The organism is Streptomyces hesseae (assembly GCF_031845785.1).
GTDB classification, from domain to species: Bacteria; Actinomycetota; Actinomycetes; order Streptomycetales; family Streptomycetaceae; genus Streptomyces; species Streptomyces hesseae.
In genome coordinates this window covers 54,909-75,823 of record NZ_JAVRFI010000010.1, presented here as the reverse complement: position 1 = coordinate 75,823, position 20,915 = coordinate 54,909, and the positions used below count along the sequence as shown (strand labels likewise).

General features: G+C 71.0%; 21 protein-coding genes. 9 read left to right on the top strand and 12 right to left on the bottom strand.

Features of this window, described 5'->3' with window-relative positions; genetic code table 11:
- Positions 1 to 63: 63 nt before the first annotated feature.
- Positions 64 to 2,160, bottom strand: coding sequence for a phosphate acetyltransferase (gene pta / locus RM609_RS17445; RefSeq protein WP_311611925.1), 2,097 nt, complete (start codon positions 2,158 to 2,160; stop codon positions 64 to 66).
- Between the two features lie 193 nt (positions 2,161 to 2,353).
- On the opposite strand from pta, the gene RM609_RS17440 reads away from it, so the two are divergent.
- Positions 2,354 to 3,379 carry an ATP-dependent 6-phosphofructokinase gene (locus tag RM609_RS17440; protein ID WP_311611924.1) on the top strand — a complete coding sequence of 342 codons (1,026 nt, stop codon included), beginning with the start codon at positions 2,354 to 2,356 and terminating at the stop codon, positions 3,377 to 3,379.
- An 86-nt stretch (positions 3,380 to 3,465) separates the two neighbouring features.
- Here the strand turns inward: RM609_RS17440 and RM609_RS17435 are convergent, their stop codons facing one another.
- Both RM609_RS17435 and RM609_RS17430 read right to left on the bottom strand, forming a co-directional pair.
- The gene (locus RM609_RS17435; RefSeq protein ID WP_311611922.1) at positions 3,466 to 6,000 is read right to left on the bottom strand and encodes an ABC transporter permease; all 2,535 of its coding nucleotides are present in this window, start codon (positions 5,998 to 6,000) and stop codon (positions 3,466 to 3,468) included.
- 39 nt (positions 6,001 to 6,039) lie between these two features.
- Positions 6,040 to 6,822, bottom strand: a complete 783-nt coding sequence (locus RM609_RS17430; protein WP_311611920.1) for an ABC transporter ATP-binding protein — start codon at positions 6,820 to 6,822, stop codon at positions 6,040 to 6,042.
- 231 nt (positions 6,823 to 7,053) lie between these two features.
- On the opposite strand from RM609_RS17430, the gene RM609_RS17425 reads away from it, so the two are divergent.
- Positions 7,054 to 7,356, top strand: a complete 303-nt coding sequence (locus tag RM609_RS17425) for a hypothetical protein (protein ID WP_311611918.1) — start codon at positions 7,054 to 7,056, stop codon at positions 7,354 to 7,356.
- Positions 7,353 to 7,751, top strand: a complete 399-nt coding sequence (locus RM609_RS17420; RefSeq protein WP_311611916.1) for a PIN domain-containing protein — start codon at positions 7,353 to 7,355, stop codon at positions 7,749 to 7,751. Before RM609_RS17425 ends, RM609_RS17420 begins: the two co-directional genes overlap by 4 nt.
- 9 nt (positions 7,752 to 7,760) lie before the next feature.
- On the opposite strand, the gene RM609_RS17415 is transcribed toward RM609_RS17420, so the two are convergent.
- The 4 genes from RM609_RS17415 to RM609_RS17400 form a co-directional block, all read right to left on the bottom strand.
- Positions 7,761 to 8,609: a carbohydrate ABC transporter permease gene (locus RM609_RS17415; RefSeq protein ID WP_311611915.1), complete on the bottom strand. Its 849-nt coding sequence runs from the start codon at positions 8,607 to 8,609 to the stop codon at positions 7,761 to 7,763.
- An 89-nt stretch (positions 8,610 to 8,698) separates the two neighbouring features.
- A complete protein-coding gene (locus tag RM609_RS17410) occupies positions 8,699 to 9,514 on the bottom strand; it encodes a hypothetical protein (RefSeq protein WP_311611914.1) in 816 nt (271 codons plus the stop codon).
- 65 nt (positions 9,515 to 9,579) lie between these two features.
- The gene (locus RM609_RS17405) at positions 9,580 to 10,002 is read right to left on the bottom strand and encodes a CBS domain-containing protein (protein ID WP_311611913.1); all 423 of its coding nucleotides are present in this window, start codon (positions 10,000 to 10,002) and stop codon (positions 9,580 to 9,582) included.
- Positions 10,003 to 10,058: 56 nt separating this feature from the next.
- Entirely contained in the window at positions 10,059 to 10,508 is a 450-nt protein-coding gene (locus tag RM609_RS17400; RefSeq protein ID WP_311611912.1) for a CBS domain-containing protein, read from the bottom strand.
- A gap of 276 nt (positions 10,509 to 10,784) precedes the next feature.
- Here RM609_RS17400 and RM609_RS17395 point away from each other — a divergent pair, with 276 nt between their 5' ends.
- Positions 10,785 to 11,576: a VOC family protein gene (locus RM609_RS17395; RefSeq protein WP_311611911.1), complete on the top strand. Its 792-nt coding sequence runs from the start codon at positions 10,785 to 10,787 to the stop codon at positions 11,574 to 11,576.
- A gap of 19 nt (positions 11,577 to 11,595) precedes the next feature.
- On the opposite strand, the gene RM609_RS17390 is transcribed toward RM609_RS17395, so the two are convergent.
- From RM609_RS17390 to RM609_RS17375, 4 genes are all read right to left on the bottom strand, one after another.
- Positions 11,596 to 12,471, bottom strand: coding sequence for a carbohydrate ABC transporter permease (locus tag RM609_RS17390; RefSeq protein ID WP_311611910.1), 876 nt, complete (start codon positions 12,469 to 12,471; stop codon positions 11,596 to 11,598).
- Entirely contained in the window at positions 12,468 to 13,844 is a 1,377-nt protein-coding gene (locus tag RM609_RS17385) for an extracellular solute-binding protein (RefSeq protein ID WP_311611908.1), read from the bottom strand. The genes RM609_RS17390 and RM609_RS17385 overlap by 4 nt, the downstream gene beginning before the upstream one ends.
- Before the next feature lie 117 nt (positions 13,845 to 13,961).
- On the bottom strand, positions 13,962 to 14,675 hold the full coding sequence (locus RM609_RS17380; RefSeq protein ID WP_311612157.1) for a response regulator: 714 nt from the start codon (positions 14,673 to 14,675) through the stop codon (positions 13,962 to 13,964).
- A gap of 32 nt (positions 14,676 to 14,707) precedes the next feature.
- Positions 14,708 to 16,417: a sensor histidine kinase gene (locus RM609_RS17375; protein ID WP_311611906.1), complete on the bottom strand. Its 1,710-nt coding sequence runs from the start codon at positions 16,415 to 16,417 to the stop codon at positions 14,708 to 14,710.
- Positions 16,418 to 16,563: 146 nt separating this feature from the next.
- On the opposite strand from RM609_RS17375, the gene RM609_RS17370 reads away from it, so the two are divergent.
- On the top strand, positions 16,564 to 17,976 hold the full coding sequence (locus RM609_RS17370) for a cation:dicarboxylate symporter family transporter (RefSeq protein ID WP_438828470.1): 1,413 nt from the start codon (positions 16,564 to 16,566) through the stop codon (positions 17,974 to 17,976).
- 268 nt (positions 17,977 to 18,244) lie between these two features.
- Here the strand turns inward: RM609_RS17370 and RM609_RS17365 are convergent, their stop codons facing one another.
- Complete coding sequence (locus RM609_RS17365) at positions 18,245 to 18,718, bottom strand: ATP-binding protein (protein WP_311611904.1); 474 nt, start codon at positions 18,716 to 18,718, stop codon at positions 18,245 to 18,247.
- A 168-nt stretch (positions 18,719 to 18,886) separates the two neighbouring features.
- Between RM609_RS17365 and RM609_RS17360 the strand changes: the two genes are divergently transcribed.
- From RM609_RS17360 to RM609_RS17345, 4 genes are all read left to right on the top strand, one after another.
- Positions 18,887 to 19,738, top strand: coding sequence for a Scr1 family TA system antitoxin-like transcriptional regulator (locus RM609_RS17360; protein WP_311611902.1), 852 nt, complete (start codon positions 18,887 to 18,889; stop codon positions 19,736 to 19,738).
- Positions 19,739 to 19,751: 13 nt separating this feature from the next.
- Entirely contained in the window at positions 19,752 to 20,081 is a 330-nt protein-coding gene (locus RM609_RS17355; RefSeq protein WP_311612153.1) for a DUF397 domain-containing protein, read from the top strand.
- A gap of 61 nt (positions 20,082 to 20,142) precedes the next feature.
- Positions 20,143 to 20,385, top strand: a complete 243-nt coding sequence (locus tag RM609_RS17350) for a hypothetical protein (protein ID WP_311611900.1) — start codon at positions 20,143 to 20,145, stop codon at positions 20,383 to 20,385.
- A gap of 7 nt (positions 20,386 to 20,392) precedes the next feature.
- Complete coding sequence (locus RM609_RS17345; RefSeq protein WP_311611899.1) at positions 20,393 to 20,908, top strand: DUF6879 family protein; 516 nt, start codon at positions 20,393 to 20,395, stop codon at positions 20,906 to 20,908.
- Positions 20,909 to 20,915 lie beyond the last annotated feature (7 nt).

Genomic DNA, 20,915 nt, shown 5'->3' with positions numbered 1-20,915 from the left:
TGGGGGTTCGGAGGTCTCATGGGTGCGGGGCCGGGGCGTGGTGCCCCGGCCCCGCGGGGCGGATCAGGGCTCGACGCGCTCGCCGCGCTGCTCGCCCTGGGCCTGGATGGCGGTGATCGCCACGGTGTTCACGATGTCCTGGACCAGCGCGCCGCGCGACAGGTCGTTGACGGGCTTGCGCAGGCCCTGGAGGACCGGGCCCACCGCGACCGCGCCGGCCGAGCGCTGGACGGCCTTGTAGGTGTTGTTGCCGGTGTTCAGGTCGGGGAAGACCAGCACCGTGGCCTTGCCGGCGACCTCGGAGCCGGGCAGCTTGGTCGCGGCGACGCGGGCGTCTACGGCGGCGTCGTACTGGATCGGGCCCTCGACCTTGAGGTCGGGGCGGCGCTCGCGGACCAGCTCGGTGGCCTTGCGGACCTTGTCGACGTCCGCGCCGGAGCCGGAGGTGCCGGTGGAGTACGACAGCATCGCCACGCGCGGCTCGACGCCGAACTGCTCGGCGGTCTCGGCGGACTGGATGGCGATGTCCGCGAGCTGCTCGGCGTTCGGGTCGGGGTTGACCGCACAGTCGCCGTAGACCAGGACCCGGTCGGCCAGGCACATGAAGAAGACCGAGGAGACGATCTGGGCGCCCGGCGCGGTCTTGATGATCTCGAAGGCGGGGCGGATGGTGGCGGCGGTGGAGTGCACCGCGCCGGAGACCATGCCGTCGGCCAGGCCCTCCTGGACCATCAGGGTGCCGAAGTAGGAGACGTCGGCGACGACGTCGTGGGCCAGCTCGACGGTCATGCCCTTGTGGGCGCGGGCCTTGGCGTAGATCTCGGCGAAGCGCTCGCGCAGCGGCGAGGTCGTCGGGTCGATCAGCTGGGCGTCGGCCAGGTCGATGCTCAGCTCGGCGGCGCGCTTGCGGATCGCGTCCTCCTCGCCCAGCAGGATGATGTCGCAGACGTCCCGGCGCAGCAGCACGTCGGCGGCGCGCAGCACGCGCTCCTCGGTGCCCTCGGGGAGGACGACCCGGCGGCGGGCGGAGCGGGAGCGCTGGATCAGCTCGTGCTCGAACATCATCGGCGTGACGCGCTCGGAGCGGGCCACGGAGATGCGGTTCGTCAGCTCGGCGGTGTCCACGTGGCGCTCGAAGAGGCCCAGCGCGGTCTCCGCCTTGCGCGGCGAGGACGCCTCCAGCTTGCCCTCGATGGCGAAGAGCTCGGCGGCGGTGGGGAAGGACCCGCCGGGCACGGAGACCACCGGCGTGCCCGGGGCCAGCCGGCCGGCCAGCGCCAGGATGTCCGGGCCCGGGCGCTCGTCCAGGGTCAGCAGCACACCGGCTATGGCCGGGGCGCCCGCGCTGTGCGCGGCCAGCGCGCCGATGATCAGGTCCACGCGGTCGCCGGGGGTGACCACCAGGCAGCCCTCGGTCAGGGCGGGCAGGAAGACGGGCAGCATGGCGCCGCCGAAGACGAAGTCCTTGGCGTCGCGGGCGAGCCCGGAGTCGTCGCCGAGCAGCACCTCGGCGTCCAGCTGCTGGACGATCTGGCGCACGGTCGGCGCGGACAGCGCGCTGTCCTCGGGCAGGGCGTAGCAGGGCACGGGCAGGCTCGCGGACAGTCGCTCGGCGACGGCCTCGCGGTCGGCCGGAGCCACCCGGTTGACGACCAGGGCGACGACGTCGCAGCCCAGCGACTGGTAGGCGCGGAAGGCGTTGCGGGCCTCGGCCCGCACCGACTCGGCCGACTGCTCCTGGCCGCCGACGACCGTGAGCACGGACGCGGCGAACTCGTTGGCCAGCCGGGCGTTGAGGGCCAGCTCGTCGGGGAGGGTGGTGCCCACGAAGTCGGTGCCGAGGACGAGGACGTACTCGTGGTCGCGGGCGACGGCGTGGAAGCGCTCGACGAGCTGGGAGACGAGCTCGTCCGTGCCCCGCTCGGCCTGGAGGGCGGCCGCCTCGTTGTAGGTCATGCCGACCACGCTCTCGGGGGACTGCGCCATCCGGTAGCGCGACCGCAGCAGGTCGACGAGGCGGTCGGGGCCGTCGCCGTGGAAGAGCGGGCGGAAGACACCCACCTTCTCGACATGGCGGGTGAGGAGCTCCATGACTCCCAGCTCGATGACCTGGCGCCCGTCGCCCCGGTCGGTCCCGGTCACGTACACGCTGCGCGTCACGCGTGCTCTCCTACTCGGCTAGTTCTCGACTGAAAATAAACCCGTTAGGGTGGGCTTGACCTCTTGACAATACCTGCGCTCGTGGATAAAGCGCCCGTCAGGAGGGTGATGGCGGAATGCGACGCGGGCCGTCGGCCCATGAAACAATCGGCCTGGCTCACAGGTACCAGTAGCGAGCAGGAGAAACAGCACGATGCGCATCGGAGTCCTCACGGCGGGCGGCGACTGCCCCGGCCTGAACGCTGTCATCCGTTCGGTGGTGCACCGGGCGCTCGTCGGCCACGGCGATGAGGTCATCGGCTTCGAGGACGGCTTCAAGGGCCTGCTGGACGGCCGCCACCGCAAGCTCGACCTGGACGCCGTCAGCGGCATCCTGGCCCGCGGCGGCACCATCCTCGGCTCCTCCCGCCTGGAACGCGCCCGGCTGCGCGAGGCCTGCGAGAGCTCCAAGGAGCTCGCCCGCGACCTCGGCATCGACGTGCTGATCCCCATCGGCGGCGAGGGCACGCTCACCGCGTCCAAGATGCTCTCCGACGCGGGCCTGCCCGTCGTCGGCGTCCCGAAGACCATCGACAATGACATCTCCTCCACGGACCGCACCTTCGGTTTCGACACCGCCGTCGGCGTCGCGACGGAGGCCATCGACCGTCTCAAGACCACCGCCGAGTCCCACCAGCGGGTGATGGTCGTCGAGGTCATGGGTCGCCACGCCGGGTGGATCGCGCTGGAGTCCGGCATGGCCGGCGGCGCCCACGGCATCTGCCTGCCCGAGCGTCCCTTCGACCCGGCAGACCTCGTCAAGATGGTCGAGGAGCGCTTCGCCCGGGGCAAGAAGTTCGCCGTCATCTGTGTCGCCGAGGGTGCCCATCCGGCCGAGGGGTCCATGGACTACGCCAAGGGCGCCATAGACCAGTTCGGCCACGAGCGCTTCGCCGGCATCGGCACCAAGCTCGCCACCGAGCTGGAGCGCCGCCTGGGCAAGGAGGCCCGCCCGGTCATCCTGGGCCACGTCCAGCGCGGCGGCACGCCCACCGCGTACGACCGCGTCCTCGCCACCCGCTTCGGCTGGCACGCGGTCGAGGCCGCCCACCGGGGCGACTTCGGCAAGATGACGGCGCTCAAGGGCACGGACATCGAGATGGTGCCGCTGGCCGACGCCGTCACCGAGCTCAAGCGCGTCCCGGAGGCCCGGATGGACGAGGCGGAGTCCGTCTTCTAGTCCACCTCTTGTACGTCGAGTTGTATGAACGAGGGCCCCCGTCCGACCGAGTCGGACGGGGGCCCTCGTTCATACGCTCCCGGGGCTCACTGCGCCCCGATGGCCTCCAGCGTGTCGAGCTTCGCCGCCCGGCGGGCCGGCCAGACCGCGGCCAGCACACCGACCGCGAGGGCCAGCAGCAGGAACACCGCGATACGGCCCCACGGCACGACCATCTCGTACTGCGGGAAGGACGAGCGCAGCAGGTGGCCGCCCGACCAGGCGAGGAAGACACCGGCCCCGACGCCCAGCACCGCGCCGAACATCGCGATCATCACGGACTCCACCCGGACCATCCGCTTGACCTCGCGCCGGTCCAGACCGATCGCGCGCAGCATCCCGATCTCCCGGGTCCGCTCGAAGACCGACATGGCGAGGGTGTTGACGACGCCGATGACGGCGATGACCACGGCCATGCCCAGCAGCCCGTACATCAAGTAGAGGATGTCGTCGATGCTCCCGGCGCCGGCGCGGCGCAGGTCGTCCTGGCTCTGGACCTTGATGACCGGGTTCTTGCCGAGCGTCTCCTTGATCTTCCCGGCGAGGTCCTTCGCCTTGCCCGGCTCGGCCTTCACCAGCACCTGGTCGTCGCGCGCCTTGTCCTGGTGGGGGTCGACGAGGGCGGGGGCGGAGAGGACCGAGGAGAGGATGTGGCTGTCCTTGTAGACGGCGACGACGCGCGGGGTGGCCTTCTTGCCGTCGTAGAACGCCATCGGCAGCGTGGATCCCACCGTCAGACGACCCTCGGCCGCGAACTTGTCCGAGACGGCGACGGCGGTCGTACCGCGGACGTCGGCGAGCGAGCCGCTGACGACGGTCACGTCGACCACCTTGCCCAGCTCCCGGACGTCCGTTCCCGTGACCGACCCCGGGCGCTGCTCGTGCTGGAAGCCGGTCGTCCGCAGCGGTACGGCCGTCGCGACGCCGGGCTGCCCGGCGAGCGCCCGGGCGATCTCGGGGGAGAGTCCCTGGTAGCTGTTGGAGCTGACCTTGTAGTCGGCCGTCATGTCCGGCTCGCCCATCGTGGACATGCCCCGGTCCGCCGAGACGGCGCCCACGGTCAGGCCGGTGATCAGGGTGAGGCCGATCATCAGCGCGGAGGCGGTGGCGGCGGTGCGGCGCGGGTTGCGCAGGGCGTTCTCGCGGGCGAGCTTGCCGCTGATACCGGCGACGCGGATCGCGAGCCGGCCGAAGAGCCGCACCACCGGGCGGGAGAGCAGCGGGGCCAGGACGATCAGGCCGGCGAGGGTGAGCGCCGAGCCCGCCATCGCGTAGTTGATGCCGTCGCTGTCCTTGAACTTCGTGACGTACAGCATCAGGCCCACGCCCAGGGCGGTGAGCACGGCGCCGATGGAATTGCGCACCACGAGGCCACGGGCGGCCGGGGCCGCCTCGACGGAGGCCAGCGCCTCGACGGGGGCGATCCGCGCGGCCTTGCGGGACGGCAGCCACGCGGCGAGCACGGTCACCACGACGCCCACCGCGAGGGCGGACAGCACGGCCGACGGCTCGATCACCAGCGGGCCGTCGGGCAGGCTTCCGCCGGTCAGGTTGAGCACCGGGTGGAGGCCCTTGGCGACACCGAGGCCGAGGACGAAGCCCAGGGCGGAGGCGACCAGGCCGAGCAGCCCGGCCTCGATCAGCACCGAGCGCACGACCTGACGACGGGTGGCGCCCACGGCGCGCAGCAGCGCGATCTCACGGGTGCGCTGGGCGATCAGCATGGTGAAGGTGTTGGCGATGATGAAGACGCCGACGAAGAGGGAGATGCCCGCGAAGATCAGCAGGGTCTTGCGGATCGAGCTCGTCTGCTCGTCGACCATCTTCGACTGGCTGTTCGCGAGCTGTTGGCCGCTCGTGGCCTCGAAGCCCTTCGGCAGCATCGCGCGGACCTTCGCGGTGAGCGCGGTCTGGTCGGTGCCGCGGGTCGCGGAGACGACGAGCTCGCTGTACTCGCCGGGCTTGCCGAAGAGCTTCTGCGCGGTCGCGGTGTCGAAGAGCGCCATGCCGGCGCCCGCGCTCACCCGGGGGTTGTCGGTCTTGACGATGCCGACGAGCTTCTTGGTGACGACGGGGCCGTCGACGGCCATGCGGACGGTGCCGCCGAGCGTGGCGCCGACCTTGTCGGCGGTCTTCCCGTCCAGCGCGATCTCGCCCTCGGCGGCGGGGCCGCGGCCCTTGACGAGCGGGTAGCGGCTGTCCTTGCCGTCCTTGCCGGGGACGTAGTTGGCGCCGTCGCTGCCCCATTCGCCGCCGACGGGGTCGCCGTGCCGGTCCGCGATCATCGGGAGGCCGCTGACGGAGGGCCGTACGGAGGCGACGCCGGGGATGGCGGCGATCCGCCGCACCATCCCGGCGTCGAGGGCGCTCTGCTCCTTGGCGTCGGTGCGGGGGCCGCCCGCGGTGACGGAGACGGCGACGTCGTCGAGGCTCTTGGAGAGCCGGTCGCGGTAGGCGCCGCCGACGGTGTCGCTGAAGACGAGGGTGCCGGAGACGAAGGCGGTGCCGAGGAGGACCGCGAGGGCGGTCATCATCAGCCGGGTCTTGTGCGCGAGGAGATTGCGCAGGGCGGTACGGAACATGATTCGGGATTCAGTCCTGGGGATTCGGTCCGGCGGGGATCAGCTCGTACGGCCCTTGGCGTCGAAGGCCTTCATCCGGTCGAGTACGGCGTCGGCGGTGGGTCGGCGGAGCTCGTCGACGATCCGGCCGTCGGCCAGGAAGATCACGCGGTCCGCGTAGGAGGCGGCGACCGGGTCGTGGGTGACCATGACGATCGTCTGCCCCAGCGCCTGGACGGACTCGCGCAGGAAGCCCAGCAGCTCGGCGCCGGAGCGGGAGTCGAGATTGCCGGTCGGCTCGTCGGCGAAGACGATCTCGGGCTTGGCGGTCAGCGCCCGGGCCACGGCCACGCGCTGCTGCTGCCCGCCGGACAACTGGCTCGGCCGGTGCGCGAGCCGCCCGGACAGCCCCAGCGTCGCGACGATCCGCTCCAGCCACTCGGGGTCGGCGTTGCGGCCGGCGATGTCCAGCGGCAGCGTGATGTTCTCCAGCGCGGAGAGCGTGGGCAGCAGATTGAACGCCTGGAAGACGAACCCCACCCGGTCCCGGCGCAGCCGCGTCAGCTGCCGGTCGCCCAGCGTGCCGAGCTCGACGTCCCCGATCCGGGCGGAGCCCGAGGAGATGGAGTCCAGGCCCGCCATGCAGTGCATCAGCGTCGACTTGCCGGAACCGGACGGCCCCATGATCGCGGTGAACTCGGCACGCCGGAACTCCACGGAGACCGAGTCCAGGGCGGCCACCCGGGTCTCGCCCTGCCCGTAGACCTTGCTCAGCCCGGTGGCACGGGCGGCGACGGCGCCGGCGGGCGAGCGGGGGACGGCGTAAGCGGCCGTGTAGGACACGGGTCTCCTCCGGAGGGGTGGGGAAAGGGGGGAATCAGCGATTCCAATCCTTTCCGCCGCCCACCCGCGAAACGTCAGCCGAACGACCGGAATACGGGGTCGGTCTCGGGTCCCGTGACGGCACGGGCGCGTAGTACTTCAGACGGACGGGGCTCATCCTCACGATGTGTGGGATGCACTCAGGGGTGAAAGCAGCGGAACCCGACGCTGTAGGTGGTCTATGGTGCAGACATGGCCGTTACGACGATCCAGGTCACCAGAGAGACGCGCGATCACCTCGCCGAACTCGCCAAGGAACGCGGCATGACCCTCGGCCAGCTGGTCGAGGCCCTGGCCGCCGAGCAGCCGACCGCCGCGCAGCGGGCGGAGCGGCTGGCCGCCGACCGGGAGCACGCGCGCGAGCTGATCGGCATCGACATCAGCGACGAGGAATTCGACGAGGCGCCCGACATCCTCGGCAACATCTACAAGATCGCCGCCGAGAAGGCCCGGGCTGCCCGGAGCGCCCAGCAGGGGCGGGGAGCCGCCGCGTGATCATCCTTGATACCAGTGCGGTCAAGGCGGTCTTCCGCGGTCACAAGACGCTGAACATGCTCGCGGGCAACATGGCCCGCACACCCGGCGATCGCCTGATCATTCCCGCGCTGTGCCTCATGCAGGCCGAAGCGGACGAGGAGAACGCCTCTCGCCAAGCGCTCTCGTACTCCTCTGTAGTCGTGGACCCCCTCGACACCGTCGCTTCCGTCAGCGTCGGCAAGATGATCCGTGACGGCTACGGCGGCCCCGACACCTGCCACGCCCTCTACTGCGCCCTGCCGCGAGCCGAATTCACGGGCATGTCCATCCTGTTGACCAGCCACGAGGACGCCTACCCGCCGGGTGTGGTCACCGTGGACATCGACTCGCCCGGCATGCTGGGCTTCTACTGAGCCGTCCCCTCACCCCTTCACCGCCCCGCCCAGTGCGAAGCCGCCGCCCAGGCGGCGGGCGATGAGGGCGTAGAGGAGGACGACGGGCGTCGAGTAGAGGATCGAGAAGGCCGCCAGCTGGCCGTAGGCCACCTGCCCGTAGTTCCCGAAGAACGTGAAGATGCTGACGGACGCGGGCAGCCGGTCCGGGGTGAGCAGCAGCATGAAGGGGACGAAGAAGTTGCCCCACATCATGATGAAGCAATAGATGGTGACGACCGCGAGCCCCGGCCCCATCAGCGGCAGGATGACGCGTACGAGCGTCTGGAGACGGCCCGCGCCGTCGGTCCACGCCGCCTCTTCGAGGACGACCGGCACACCGTCCATGAAGTTCTTCATCAGCCAGATGGCGAAGGGGAGTTGCGCGGTGGCGAGGAAGAGCGCGGTGCCCTGGATGGTGTCGATCAGGTCGATGCGTACGAACAGCCCGTACACCGGCACCATGACCGCCGTGATCGGCAGGCACGTCGCGAAGAGCACGCCGAGCAGATAGGGCCTGGTGAAGCGCGACCGGTGACGCGACAGCGGATACGCGGCGAGCGCGGCGCACACGATCGTCAGCAGGGTCGCCCCGCCGCACAGCAGCAGGCTGTTGAGCATGGGCGTGAAGGTGATCTCGTCGGTGAGGACGGCGGAGAAGTTCTCCGCCGTCGGCCCGGTGGGCGTCCGCACCCGCAGCCCGGCCTCGGCGTCGACGGACGCCAGCAGCAGCCAGACGAGCGGAGCGGCGAAGGCGGCCAGCAGCACGAGCAACGCGGCGTCGGCGGCCAGCCGCCGGCGAAGCCGGCGGGGGAGGACGAAGGCGGGGGACGGGCGCATGGCACCTCCGTGCGCGACGTGCGCGGTCAGCCGCTCGGAGCGTAGCGCGCGGAGGGGCCGGAGAGCAGAGGGCGTACCCGGTCCCGGGTCTACGGGGGCGGCGGTTCCGGGGGCGTTCCCGGTGCCGCCTGCCGCGCCGCCGCGCGGGCCTGCATCAACGCGGCGGCCGCCGTGACACAGCCGCTGACCGCTGTCAGAAGACCGCCCATGGCGGTGATCAACGCTGCCGGGTCCGCGCCGCCGTCCTTGGAAGTGGGAGCCGTGGCGGCGACCGGCGGGACGGGCTGTACGGGCTGTACGGGCACGATCGGCGTGGGGACGGTTACGGGGGTGGGGCTCGGTGGGGAGGCGCCGGTGGTGTCCGGGGGCGAGGCGCCAGGAGCCGGGGCTTCCGTGCGGCCCGGGGGCGGACCGGTGCGGTCCGCGGGGGGCTTCTCCGTTGCCGGGGCGCCCGGCGCCGGGCGCGTGGGAGGGGCCCCTTCCCCGGGGCCCCCGCTGCCGGGGAGGACCAAGGCCGTCCAGGCGGCGGCGATCAGCAGCGTCCCCGCCAGCAGTACCGCTGTCAGCGGCATCGCACGCGAGCGGCGCAATGGCACGGGCGGGGGCGCCGGTACCGGCCAGTCCGGCCCAGGAGGCTGTGGGGGCTGCGCGGGTGCCGCAGGTGCCGCACGCGTCATAGCCGGCCGGGCCGGCCCCGGTAAGGCGCGCTCCAGCAGCAAAGCCACCGTCCCCGCTCCCACCGCCGCCCCTGCGATCCACGCGGGAGCTTCCGGAGAGGCGTCCGGGTCCGCCCACACGCCCACCGCGAGCGCGCCGCAGGAGACGACCGCCCCGGACAACGCGCATATCCGGCCCAGCCGGAGGCGCCGCCGCTGCCCTTCCAGAGCAGCAGGTTCGCGTCTCATGGCCCAAGGCTAGAACGTGCCGTCACCCCTGCCCAGATACGCGGTGAACGTAAAGGAGCGGAGCGTCACTTGGCCGTCGAATAGATCATTCCCGCGAACTCGGCGACCTGGTTGTCCGGCAGGTGCCGGGCCACGTCCGCTTCGCTGATCATGCCCACCAGCCGCTTGTTCTCGATCACCGGCAGTCGGCGGATCTTGTGGCTCTCCATCTCGTGGAGGACGTCCTCGACATCGGCTCCGGCGTCGATCCAGCGCGGCGTCCCCTCGCAGATGTCGCCCGCCGTGGTCCTGGCCGGGTCCTTTCCCTGGGCGAGGCACTTCACCACGATGTCGCGGTCGGTGATGATGCCGCACAGCCGCCCGTTGTCGTCGCTGACGGGCAGGGCGCCCACGTCGAGCATCTGCATCACCTGGGCGGCCCGGGACAGCGTCTCGTCACGCGTGATCCACTGGGCGCCCTCGTGCATGATGTCCTTGGCTCTGGTCATGCTGACCCGCCTCCATCGACTTTCCTGTGTTGCGCGAGGTGTTTGCGCGGGCCCGGTTAGGGGGCCGCGTAGACCCGGCCCGCGAACTCCGCGATCTGCTCGTCCGTGAGGTTCTTGGCGAGCTCCGACTCGCTGATCATGCCGATCAGACGATGGCCGTCGGCCACGTCGATCACCGGCAGCCGTTTGATCCGGTGGATCTCCATGGACTCCAGCGCCTCGGCGGCGTTCGCGTCCGCGTCGATCCAGTGCAGCGCGCCGCCCAGGGACCCGGCCTCGACGGACGCCGGGTCGCGGCCCGTGGCCACGCACTCCACGACGATGTCACGGTCGGTGACCAGGCCCTTCAGCCGGTTGTCGTCGCCACAGATGGGCAGCGAACCGACACCCAGCTCGCGCATCAGCTTCGCGGCCTCGAAGAGGGACTCGTGCGCCCCGACGCACCGGACACCCTCGTGCATGATGTCGCGGCACTTGAGCGGTCGTTCGCCGACGGTACGGGCCATGGTCGGACTCCCTTCGTCGCTCTTCGGTCTCGTCTCTCTTCGTCAGTCTCGTCTCTCTTCGTCGCTCCGGGCACGACGGCCACGACCGGTCCGGTGTGCCCGGCACCTCCATCGTCTCCCTCCCCGCGCCGCCCGGCGATCGGAGGGCTGCTCCGTTCGGGTGACGCCCGGTCCCGTCGCCGCTCCCCGGGCGAGTGTCAGTGGCCGGTGCGAGACTGGGATCCGGCCGGGGAAACCCGGCGGAGGTCTCGCGGAGTCCCGAAGGAGCACGCCACCATGCTCACCACGAACTTTGTCACCGGCGCCCCCAACTGGCTGGACCTCGGCAGCCCCGACACGGATGCGGCCGCCGCCTACTACGGCCGTGTCTTCGACTGGGACTTCGAGTCGGCCGGCCCCGAGTCCGGCGGATACGGCTTCTTCAAGCTCGGCGGCAGGACCGTCGCCGCCCTCGGCCCCCTCACCGACGAGGCCGCGAGCTCTGCCTGGACGGTCTACTTCCGCACGCCCGACGCCGATGGCACGGCCCAGGCCGTCGAGAAGGGCGGCGGCACGGTCCGCGTGGCGCCGTTCGACGTGATGGAGGCCGGGCGGATGGGCTGTTTCACCGACCCGGGCGGCGCGGAATTCGCCGTCTGGCAGCCCGCGGCCGTCGAGGGCCTGGAGGCGGCCTCCGACGAGGGCGCCCTGTGCTGGGCCGAGCTCCACACCGGCGACCCCACCGCCGCCAAGGCCTTCTACCGTGGCCTCTTCGGCTGGCGCTCCGAGGACATGAAGGTCCCCGGCATGACGTACACGGTCCTGTCCACGGCGGAGGGCGAGCTTCAGGAGGCCTCCTTCGGCGGCGTCGTCCCCCTGCGGGACGAGTCGGAAGTCCCGCGCTGGATCCCGTATTTCGCGGTCACCGACGTCGACGAGGTCGTCACCAACACCCAGGGCGCCGGCGGCAAGGTGCTGATGCCCGCCTCCGACGTCCCCGACGTCGGCCGCATGGCCTGGCTCGCGGACCCCTTCGGGGCGCCCTACGCCGTCATCAAGCCCAACCCGCCGGTCCAGGTGGCGGGCTAGAGGCATTTGCAGCCCGGCATTACACCTCCTCCCGCAGCAGCCGTACGTACACCGCCGCGAACAGCGCCCCCACCACCAGCAGCAGCAGCGCCACCGCCGTGCCGTAGCCGATCAGCGACTTCAGGAACGCCTGGTCGTACATGAACACCGGTAGCGTCTGGCTGCGGTTTCCCGGGCCGCCGCGCGTCATCGCCCAGATCAGGCCGAAGACCGACAGCGTCTGCAAGGTGTTGAGCATGAGGTTCGTGCCGATCGAGCGCCGTAGCAGCGGCAGGGTGATGTGCCAGAAGCGGCGGAGACCACGCGCGCCGTCGACCTCCGCCGCCTCCGTCACATCCTGCGGGATCTCCGCCAGCGCCGCCGAATAGACCAGCATCGAGAACGCCGTGCCGCGCCAGACGTTCGCGAACGACACCGCCAGGATCGGCAGGGTGAACAGCCAGTTCTGCTGCGGGAGATGGAGCATCTCCAGCACCGCGTTGAGCGTGCCGCGCCGGTTGAAGAACGTGTACAGCAGGAACCCCGCGACGATCTCCGGCACGACCCAGGCCGCGACGACGACCGTGCCCGTCGCCGTCCGTACGGCCTTCGACGCATGTCGCATCAGAGCCGCCAGCGCGAATCCCAAGGAGTTCTGCCCGAGAAGGGAGGAAACCACGGTGAAGACCAGCGTCAGCACCACCGCGTTACGGAAGTCCGGATCCCCGAACGCCCGGCGGAAGTTGGCCGGTCCGACGAAGGACGCGGTGGCCTGGCCCGTCAGCTGGGTGTCGGTGAAGGCGAGCCAGACGCAGTACGCGACCGGGCCCGCCAGGAAGAGGAGCAGCAGGGCCGTGGCCGGGGCGAGGGGGAGCCAGCGTGCCACCCGGCGCATCCGGTGCGTGGTGGCGGTCATCGCGTCGTCACGCCCTGCCCGCCCACGATCGACCGCAGCCGCTCGTCGTACGTCCGCGCCGCCTTCGCCGCGTCGGCGTCGCCCGTCGTGACGGACTCCATCGCCTCCTGGACGGCGTTCGACACCCGGGGGTAGACGGGGAGGGCGGGGCGCCAGTGGGTGTCCTTGACCAGGTCGGTGAAGAAGTCGATGCCCGCCATGGACGCCCGGTACTTCGCGGCGGCGGCCACGTCGTCCCGGACGGCGATCCCGCCGTCGCGCACGGTCCACTCCGTCGCGTTCTCCGGCGTCTGCATGAACGAGATCGCCCGCCAGGCGAGATCCGCCTTCACGGACTTGGCACTGACCGACCACGTCCAGCCGCCGGACAGGCTCACCCGGCCCGGGGCGCCGCCGTCCTGGGTGGGGAAGGCTGCGCGGCCCATGACCGACGTCCAGCGCGGCCAGGGCTTCGCCCCGGGGGCGATCCAGTACTTGCCGAGCCAGTTGCCGTCGAGGTCGATGGCCAGCTTTCCGGCGGGGAGCCACTCGGTGGTGACATGCGTGGAGATGTTGGGGTCGAGGGCGTCGGAGGGGTCCGGGCCGAGCTTCTCGGCGTAGACGGTCCGGACGAAGTCCAGGGAGTCCCGGAAGCCCTTGCTGCCCGCGACCCACTTCCGGCTCGCCGGTACGTACAGCGGGTCCGGGCCCGTGCCGTACAGCAGCATCTCGAAGCCCTGCATCGTCGCGGCCTCGCCGGCGCCCTTGCCGGTGTAGACGTTGAGGGGGATGACCCCGGGGACGGCGCGTTTGACGGCGCGGGCGGCGTCGAGGACGTCGTTCCAGGTCCGGGGCCGCCAGTCGGCGGGAAGCCCGGCCTTGGCGAAGATCTCCTTGTTGAACCACAGGGCGCGGGTGTCGGTGCCGTCCGGCACCCCGTACGTCTTCCCGTCCGCGCCCCGCGCCGATGCCTTGGCGGCCGGCACGAAGCGGTCCCAGTCCTTCCAGCCGGCCAGCTTGTCGTCCAGAGGTCTGAGATAGCCGCTGGTGATGTCGGAGTTGATGAGGAAGGTGTCCTCACGGACGACGTCCGGGGCGGTCTTCGCGGACCGCATCATCTGCTGGATCTTGGTGTAGTAGTCCTCCTGGGAGGCCTGGATGGGCAGCAGCCGCAGCTTCTTCCCGGGGTTCTCCTGCTCGAACCGCTTCTTGATCATGGCGAGGTAGTCGTCCATGATCCGGACCTTGTTGTCCGTGCTGCGCTGGTAGGCGACCTTGACCGTGTTCGGGTCGTCGTCACCGGAACCGCTTCCGCACGACACCAAGGAGGCGGCGGCGAGAGCGGTGAGGGCGACGAGGAGTACGGGGGTGTGGGCGGGGGTGGTGGGGCGCACGGCTCGACCTCCTGCACCTGCGGCACCGGCACCTTCGGCGCCTGTCGAGTACTGCGTTCCCCGGCCCGCCACGCGGCACGCGCACACGGCGGGCCCGTACGGGGTACCCCGCGAGCCTCAGCGTGGCGTGGACGTCAGCCAGCGGTAGCGGAGTTCGGGCCGGCCGATCTGGCCGTACTGCGGGGCGCGGGCGGCGCGGCCGGTCTCCACGAGGTGTTCCAGATAGCGCCGGGCGGTGATCCGCGAGACGCCCACGGTGTCGGCGGTCTGGCCCGAGGAGACGCCCTCGGGACCGGCGGCCCGGACGCTGTCGATGACCGCCTGAAGGGTGTCCCCGGCCAGCCCCTTCGGCAGCGCGGCGGGCTGCGGGGCTCGCAGGGCGGCGAGGGCGCGGTCCACCTCCTCCTGACCGCTCGCCTCGCCCACGGCGGCGCGGAACTCCGCGTACCGGGTGAGGCGGTCGCGGAGGGTGGCGAAGGTGAAGGGCTTGAGCACGTACTGGACGACGCCCAGCGAGACGCCTTCCCGGACGACCGCGAGGTCGCGCGCGGACGTCACCGCGATGACGTCCGCCGTGTGCCCGGCGGCGCGCAGCGACCGCAGCAGCTGAAGGCCGTGGCCGTCGGGGAGGTAGAGGTCGAGCAGCAGCAGATCGACCGGCGTCCGCTTGAGGAACTGCGAGGCGTCCCCGCGCGAGTGCGTCACCCCCGCGACCCTGAACCCCGGCACCCGGCCCACGTACAGCGCGTGGGCGTCGGCGGCGACGGGGTCGTCCTCGACGATCAGCACGCGGATGGCCTGCGGCGGGCTCACGAGGTCTGCCGGGCCCATCGAACCCATCGGACCCATCGGGCTCACGGTGGTCATACGGGGACTCCTTCGGTGGTGCGGACGTGCTGAAGCGGCAGCCGGACGGTGAACTCGGCGCCACCGGCGGGGGCGTCGGCCAGGGCGACGGTGCCGCCGTTGCGGCGGGCGGCCTGGCGGACGAGGGCGAGGCCGAGGCCGCGGCCGTGGGGGAGGGGGGTGCCGCAGTCCGGGCCCCCGGGCTCCCGGGCCGCGCCGCAGGCGGTGTCCTCGAACGCCGGACGGGCTGATTTCACCGCCTTCGTCGACCAGCCGCGGCGGAAGATCTCGTCCACCGCCTCCGGCGGTACGCCCGGGCCCGTGTCGGCGACGCGCAGGAGCAGTTCGGCGCCGTCCGCCCGGACCGTGACGGTGACCCGGGGCGGCCGGGTGCCGCTCGCGCCGGACGCGTCCACCGCGTTGTCGATCAGGTTGCCCAGCATCGTCACCAGGTCGCGGGCGGACAGGCCGGGCGGCAGCAGCCCGTCGTCGACGTGGCTGTCGTCGGTGAGGACGAGCTCCACGCCGTGCTCGTTGGCCTGGGCGGCCTTGCCCAGCAGCAGCGCGGCGAGGACCGGCTCGGCCACGGCCGCGACGACCCGGTCGGTGAGGGCCTGGGCGAGCTCGAGTTCGGCGGTGGCGAACTCCACGGCCTCCTCCGCGCGGCCCAGTTCGATCAGGGAGACCACGGCGTGCAGCCGGTTGGCGGCCTCGTGCGCCTGCGAGCGCAGCGCCTCGGTGAAGCCGCGTACGGAGTCCAGCTCGCCCAAGAGCGCCTGGAGTTCGGTGTGGTCGCGCAGGGTGACGACCGTGCCGTGGCGTTTCCCGCCCGCCACCGGCTTGGTGTTGAGGACGACGACCCGTTCGTCGGTCAGGTGCACCTCGTCGACGCGCGGCCCGGGGGCGAGCAGGGCCCCGGTCAGCCCCGGCGGCAGCCCCAGCTCGGTGACGGGCAGGCCGATCACGTCCCCGCGCAGGCCGAGGAGTTCCCGGCCGCCGTCGTTGACCAGCGCGACCCGGTGTCGCCCGTCGAGCATCAGCAGCCCCTCACGGACCGCGTGCAGCGCGGCCTCGTGGTAGTCGCGCATCCGGCCGAGCTCGGCGGCGTTCATGCCGTGGGTGTGCCGGCGCAGCCGGGCGATCAGCAGATACGTGCCCGCGCCGCCGAACGCCAGCACGGTCAGGGCCACGCCGACGAACACCAGGACCTGGCGGCGCACCTGGGCGCTGATCGCGTCGACGGTGATGCCCGCGCTGACGAGCCCGGCGACCCGGCCGTCCTCGTCCCGTACGGGCGCGACGGTCCGTACGGACGGGCCGAGCGTGCCCGTGTACGTCTCCGAGAACGTATGGCCCTCCAGAGCGGGCTCGATGTGGCCGAGGTAGCGCTCGCCGATGAGGAGGGGGTCGCGGTGGGTCCAGCGGACGCCGTCGGGACTCATGATGGTCACGAAGTCGACGCTCGTGTCCCTGCGGACCTGCTCGGCGTACGGCTGGAGGCGGACGGCCGGGTCCCGTTCCCGTACCGCCTCCCGTACGGAGGGGGAGGCGGCGACGGCGACGGCGGCCGCGGTCACCTGGCGGCGGGCGGATTCCACGGCCTGGTCCCGGTCGGCGAGGTACGCGAAGGTCGCGCACCCGGCCACCACGGCGGCGACCAGCGCGATCTGTGTCGCGAAGAGCCGGCCGGCCAGGCTGTGGGGGAGACGGATGCGAGGTCTGCGCATGGCCGACAGTGTGCCTGTTGGCCGGTTCATGAACGTAATGCACATAAGCGTGACCACCGTCACAGGGCCGTGCATAGTCTCCGCGACCCCACTTTTTCCTCGGGAGAACCCCACGAGAACCCTTTGAGGAGATCACCGTGACCACCGTGAGAGCGCAGTCACCCCCACCACCGGACGAGCCGGCCGGCCCGGCAGGCCCTGGCGGCCCCGGCGAGCAGTCGGCCGCCCGCCCGGACCGGAGCCACTATCTGTATCTCGCGGTGATCGGCGCGGTGCTCGTCGGTGTCGTGGTCGGCTTCGCCGCGCCGGGCACGGCCATGGAGCTCAAGCCGCTGGGCACGGGCTTTGTGAACCTCATCAAGATGATGATCGCGCCGGTCGTCTTCTGCACGATCGTGCTCGGCATCGGGTCCGTGCGGAAGGCCGCCAAGGTCGGCGCGGTCGGCGGCTTGGCACTGGGGTACTTCCTGCTGATGTCCACGGTGGCCCTGGCCATCGGCCTGGTGGTCGGCAACATCCTGGAGCCCGGCAGCGGGCTCCACCTCACGGACGCGCTGCGGCACGCGGGCGAGGCCCAGGCCAAGGGCGCGCACGAGTCCACGTCGGACTTCCTGCTCGGCATCATCCCCACCACGATCGTCTCCGCCTTCACCGGCGGCCAGGTGCTCCAGACGCTCCTCGTGGCCCTGCTCACGGGCTTCGCGCTCCAGGCGATGGGCCCGGTGGGCGAGCCGGTGCTGCGGGGGATCGGGCACATCCAGAAGCTGGTCTTCCGGATCCTCTCCATGATCATGTGGGCGGCGCCGGTGGGCGCGTTCGGCGCGATCGCCGCGCTGGTCGGGGCGACGGGCGTGGACGCGCTGAAGTCCCTGGCCGTCATCATGCTCGGCTTCTACGTGACCTGTTTGATCTTTGTGGTCGTGGTGCTCGGGAGCCTGCTGCGGCTGGTGGCGGGGGTGAACGTCTTCGCCCTGCTCAAGTACCTGGGGCGGGAGTTCCTGCTGATCCTGTCGACGTCGTCGTCGGAGTCGGCGCTGCCGCGCCTGATCGCGAAGATGGAGCACCTGGGCGTCAGCAGGCCGGTGGTCGGCATCACAGTGCCGACGGGTTACTCGTTCAACCTGGACGGGACGGCCATCTACCTCACGATGTCCTCGATTTTCGTGGCCGAGGCGATGGGGAATCCGCTGTCACTGAGCCAGCAGGTGTCCCTGCTGCTGTTCATGATCGTCGCCTCGAAGGGTGCGGCGGGCGTCACGGGCGCGGGTCTGGCCACCCTCGCGGGCGGCCTCCAGTCCCACCGCCCGGATCTCGTCGACGGGGTCGGCCTGATCGTCGGCATCGACCGCTTCATGAGCGAGGCCCGCGCCATGACGAACTTCGCGGGCAACGCGGTGGCGACCGTCCTCATCGGCACGTGGACGAAGGAGATCGACACGGCCCGTGCGCACGAGGTCCTCGCGGGTCGGCTGCCGTTCGACGAGGCGGCGCTGGCCGACGACGGCGCGCACGGCGCGGCACCGGTACCGGTACCGAAGGAGGCCGTCACGGCCTCCTGACCCCCAAACCACCCCCACGGCGTGGCCGCTACTCCCCAACCGGCGGCCCCCGGCCCGGAACGGCACCACCGGGCGCGCCGTGGGGGTTCCCCGCCGTCGCGGCGGGAGGAGGGCCCCGGGCCCGCCCGGGGCACCCCCACCCCCCACCCTCCTCCCGCCGCGTCGGTGAGTGCTGAAGTACTGACGCTGGTCGTCACAGCGGTTTCCTCGCTTCGCGGGCGGGACCCATCGGGATCAGCGCTGGCGGCTGACCTCCCGACCCCGCCCCTCACGCAGTCAGCGTGACGCCGCCTCCGCCCTCGCGGAGCTCGAACCAGACCTGCTTGCCGACGACGGAGAGTTCGTCCCAGACCAGCGTCACGCCGGAGGCGGACGCGAGGTCACGCACCAGGGCCAGGCCCCTGCCGCGCTCATCGCCGGCGGGAGCCTGGCCCTGTCGGCGGTACGGCCGCCGCACCGGGTCGTCGTCGCGTACGGCGACGACGACCCGGTCGCCGTGCACGGTCACCTCGACGGACAGCACGGGCACGCGGGCGTGCTGCACGACGTTGGCGACGGTGTCGGAGACGCAGATCCGCGCGTTCTCGATCAGTAGGCGCCGCTCCGCCGCGACGAGCACGGCGGTCACGAACTCGCGTGCGACGCGGGCGGTTGTGGCGGTGGCCGGGGCGGTGAATTCGTAGCGTTCGGCGGGGTGGGGATCGATCCCCGTGCGGGGGGCGAGGAGTGATGCGGTGGCCATGGTTTACCTCCAGGCGGGAGTGCGCCAACTGCCCGTAGGGCAGGCGCCGTTGTTCCTTCGACGGTAGGGCATCGGGTCCTAATTTTGTGACCCATCCGGCTAATCACTGGAACGAGTGGACCTCGGATGGGTCACGGGCCAGACTGATGGGCGACAGAAGGGGAACCGATGCCACCGAGGAAGGCCCCCACGGCCCGCCAACGGCGAGTGGGCGCTGAGCTCCGCAAGATGCGTGAGCACGCCGGTCTGACGCCCGCACACGCCGCCGAACTGTTGGGCACCGACCGGGCCAGCATCAGCAACACGGAGGCGGGCCGCTTCGGCGTCAGCGGAGAACGTGTACGCACGTGGGCGTCCCACTACAAGTGTCCGGACGCCGCATACGTGGACGCACTCGCCGCGATGGCGGAGGAACGCGGCAAGGGGTGGTGGGAGGACTCGCGCGACACCATGTCGACAGGAGCGCTGGACCTCGCCGAAGCCGAACACCACGCGCATGGGCTGACGTCGCTACAGGTCGTCTACATCCCTGGCCTGCTCCAGACCGAGGAGTACGCACGCGCGGTGTTCGGGCAGAGCGTGCCCAAGCTGGCGCCGCTGGATGTCCAGCGCCGCGTCTCCTACCGGATGCAGCGCAAGCGGGTCCTGGAACGCAGACCGGCCACGCCTTGCACGTTCCTGATCCATGAGGCCGCGCTGCGCATGATTTTCCCCGGTGTCGACGGGCAGAGGCGCCAGTTGGAACGCCTGGTGGAGACCAGCGCGCAGGACGGAGTCTCCATCCGCGTCATCCCGTTCGCGGTTGGTGCGTTCCCCGGCGCCAACGGTTCGCTTACCTTTGCCTCAGGCCCCGTACCGCAGCTGGACACCGTGGCGCTCGACACGGCTCACGGCTCCGTTCTTCTGGACGCGCAATCGCACCTGGAGAACTACCGGTGCATCCTGAAGCGCACGCTGGAGACGTCTCTTTCGCCGAGAAAATCACGCGACTTCATCAGTGGGGTCGCGAAGCAACTGTGAAGACGTGAGGACCATGGATACCCATTGGCGCAAGTCGTCATTCTCGACCGACTCGGAAGGCGACTGCGTCGAGCTGGCCCGCTTCGACGACCGCATAGCCATGCGCGAGAGCGATGCGCCGACGACGGTTTTACAGGCCCGCAGAAGGAGCGTCGCGGCGCTCATCGAGTGGCAGAAGTCGTCGTTCTCGGGTGATCGCGACGACTGTATCGAACTCCGCAGGCGTGGCGACCGGATAGTCATCCGCGAGAGCGACACCCCCGCGACCGTCCTCGCGACCACCCCACCCCGCCTGCGGGCGCTCCTGACCGCCCTCAAGGCCGCCGACAGCGCGCGGCCATAGGCGCAGCCGATGAGGCTCGCCTGTGCGCACTGACGTAAACCCTTCGACCGCGGGAGCGAGCATGGCCCTGAGGTTCCTCGGCATCATCCCGAACACCCCGGACACGGACTCTCCGACGATCTGGCTGGACGAGGAGACCGGTGACCTCCTGATCCAGTCCTACAAGGCCAGCGAGGAGGAGGTGGAGAAGTGCCAGGAGGCCGGTTCGATCCCTGGTCACTCCACGGCTGTCCCGGATCACGAGACGATCATCCGGCTTCCCAAGGTCATGCTTCAGTTCATCCCCAAGCCCGACGGCGAGTAAGGAAGAGATGACGACGCCCGTACATGAGGGCCTGGCCAAGGCCAAGGAGTCGGCCGTTCATCTGGAGATGCGCGACGCCTACCAGCCCAACGACCCCGAGTTCATTGCCTGGCAGCAAGGCAGGCGCCTTGACCCCGCCGGTGCCCGGTCGTCGTGGTGGCGCCCGTTCCTGGACGTGGTGACTGAGACCACGGCGCGCGGGGTCGTGATGCGGCGAGCCCGGATCGTCTCCGAGCCGGTGACCGACTACATCCGGTACGAGTACGACGTGACTTTCCCCAATGTCGTCGCCGGTGAGCAGGTCCGGTGGCTGGCCCGGCGCAATGCGGCGGACATCGCCCTGCCCGGTACCGACCTGTGGATGTTCGACGGCCAGGCCGTGCTGTTCACCTACTTCTCTGGCATCGGGGAAGTGGTAGACCGTGAATGGCGCACGGAACCGGCTGTCGTGGACCTGGTGAAGTCGGCGTTCGAAACGGTCTGGGAACGGGCCACCCCACACGAGGAGTACCGGCCCCGCTGACCCCTTG

Bases quoted from the DNA above. Each gene is read 5' to 3' on its own strand.
- RM609_RS17380 (WP_311612157.1), bottom strand. From the start codon at position 14,675: ATGGGCCCGGCAGACCTCGTGAGCCCGCCGCAGGCCATCCGCGTGCTG.
- RM609_RS17365 (WP_311611904.1), bottom strand. From the start codon at position 18,718: ATGGCCACCGCATCACTCCTCGCCCCCCGCACGGGGATCGATCCCCAC.
- RM609_RS17350 (WP_311611900.1), top strand. From the start codon at position 20,143: ATGGCCCTGAGGTTCCTCGGCATCATCCCGAACACCCCGGACACGGAC.
- RM609_RS17375 (WP_311611906.1), bottom strand. From the start codon at position 16,417: ATGCGCAGACCTCGCATCCGTCTCCCCCACAGCCTGGCCGGCCGGCTC.
- RM609_RS17390 (WP_311611910.1), bottom strand. From the start codon at position 12,471: ATGACCGCCACCACGCACCGGATGCGCCGGGTGGCACGCTGGCTCCCC.
- RM609_RS17415 (WP_311611915.1), bottom strand. From the start codon at position 8,609: ATGCGCCCGTCCCCCGCCTTCGTCCTCCCCCGCCGGCTTCGCCGGCGG.
- RM609_RS17355 (WP_311612153.1), top strand. From the start codon at position 19,752: ATGGATACCCATTGGCGCAAGTCGTCATTCTCGACCGACTCGGAAGGC.
- RM609_RS17345 (WP_311611899.1), top strand. From the start codon at position 20,393: ATGACGACGCCCGTACATGAGGGCCTGGCCAAGGCCAAGGAGTCGGCC.
- RM609_RS17395 (WP_311611911.1), top strand. From the start codon at position 10,785: ATGCTCACCACGAACTTTGTCACCGGCGCCCCCAACTGGCTGGACCTC.
- RM609_RS17410 (WP_311611914.1), bottom strand. From the start codon at position 9,514: ATGAGACGCGAACCTGCTGCTCTGGAAGGGCAGCGGCGGCGCCTCCGG.
- RM609_RS17425 (WP_311611918.1), top strand. From the start codon at position 7,054: ATGGCCGTTACGACGATCCAGGTCACCAGAGAGACGCGCGATCACCTC.
- RM609_RS17400 (WP_311611912.1), bottom strand. From the start codon at position 10,508: ATGGCCCGTACCGTCGGCGAACGACCGCTCAAGTGCCGCGACATCATG.
- RM609_RS17440 (WP_311611924.1), top strand. From the start codon at position 2,354: ATGCGCATCGGAGTCCTCACGGCGGGCGGCGACTGCCCCGGCCTGAAC.
- RM609_RS17360 (WP_311611902.1), top strand. From the start codon at position 18,887: ATGCCACCGAGGAAGGCCCCCACGGCCCGCCAACGGCGAGTGGGCGCT.
- RM609_RS17405 (WP_311611913.1), bottom strand. From the start codon at position 10,002: ATGACCAGAGCCAAGGACATCATGCACGAGGGCGCCCAGTGGATCACG.
- RM609_RS17435 (WP_311611922.1), bottom strand. From the start codon at position 6,000: ATGTTCCGTACCGCCCTGCGCAATCTCCTCGCGCACAAGACCCGGCTG.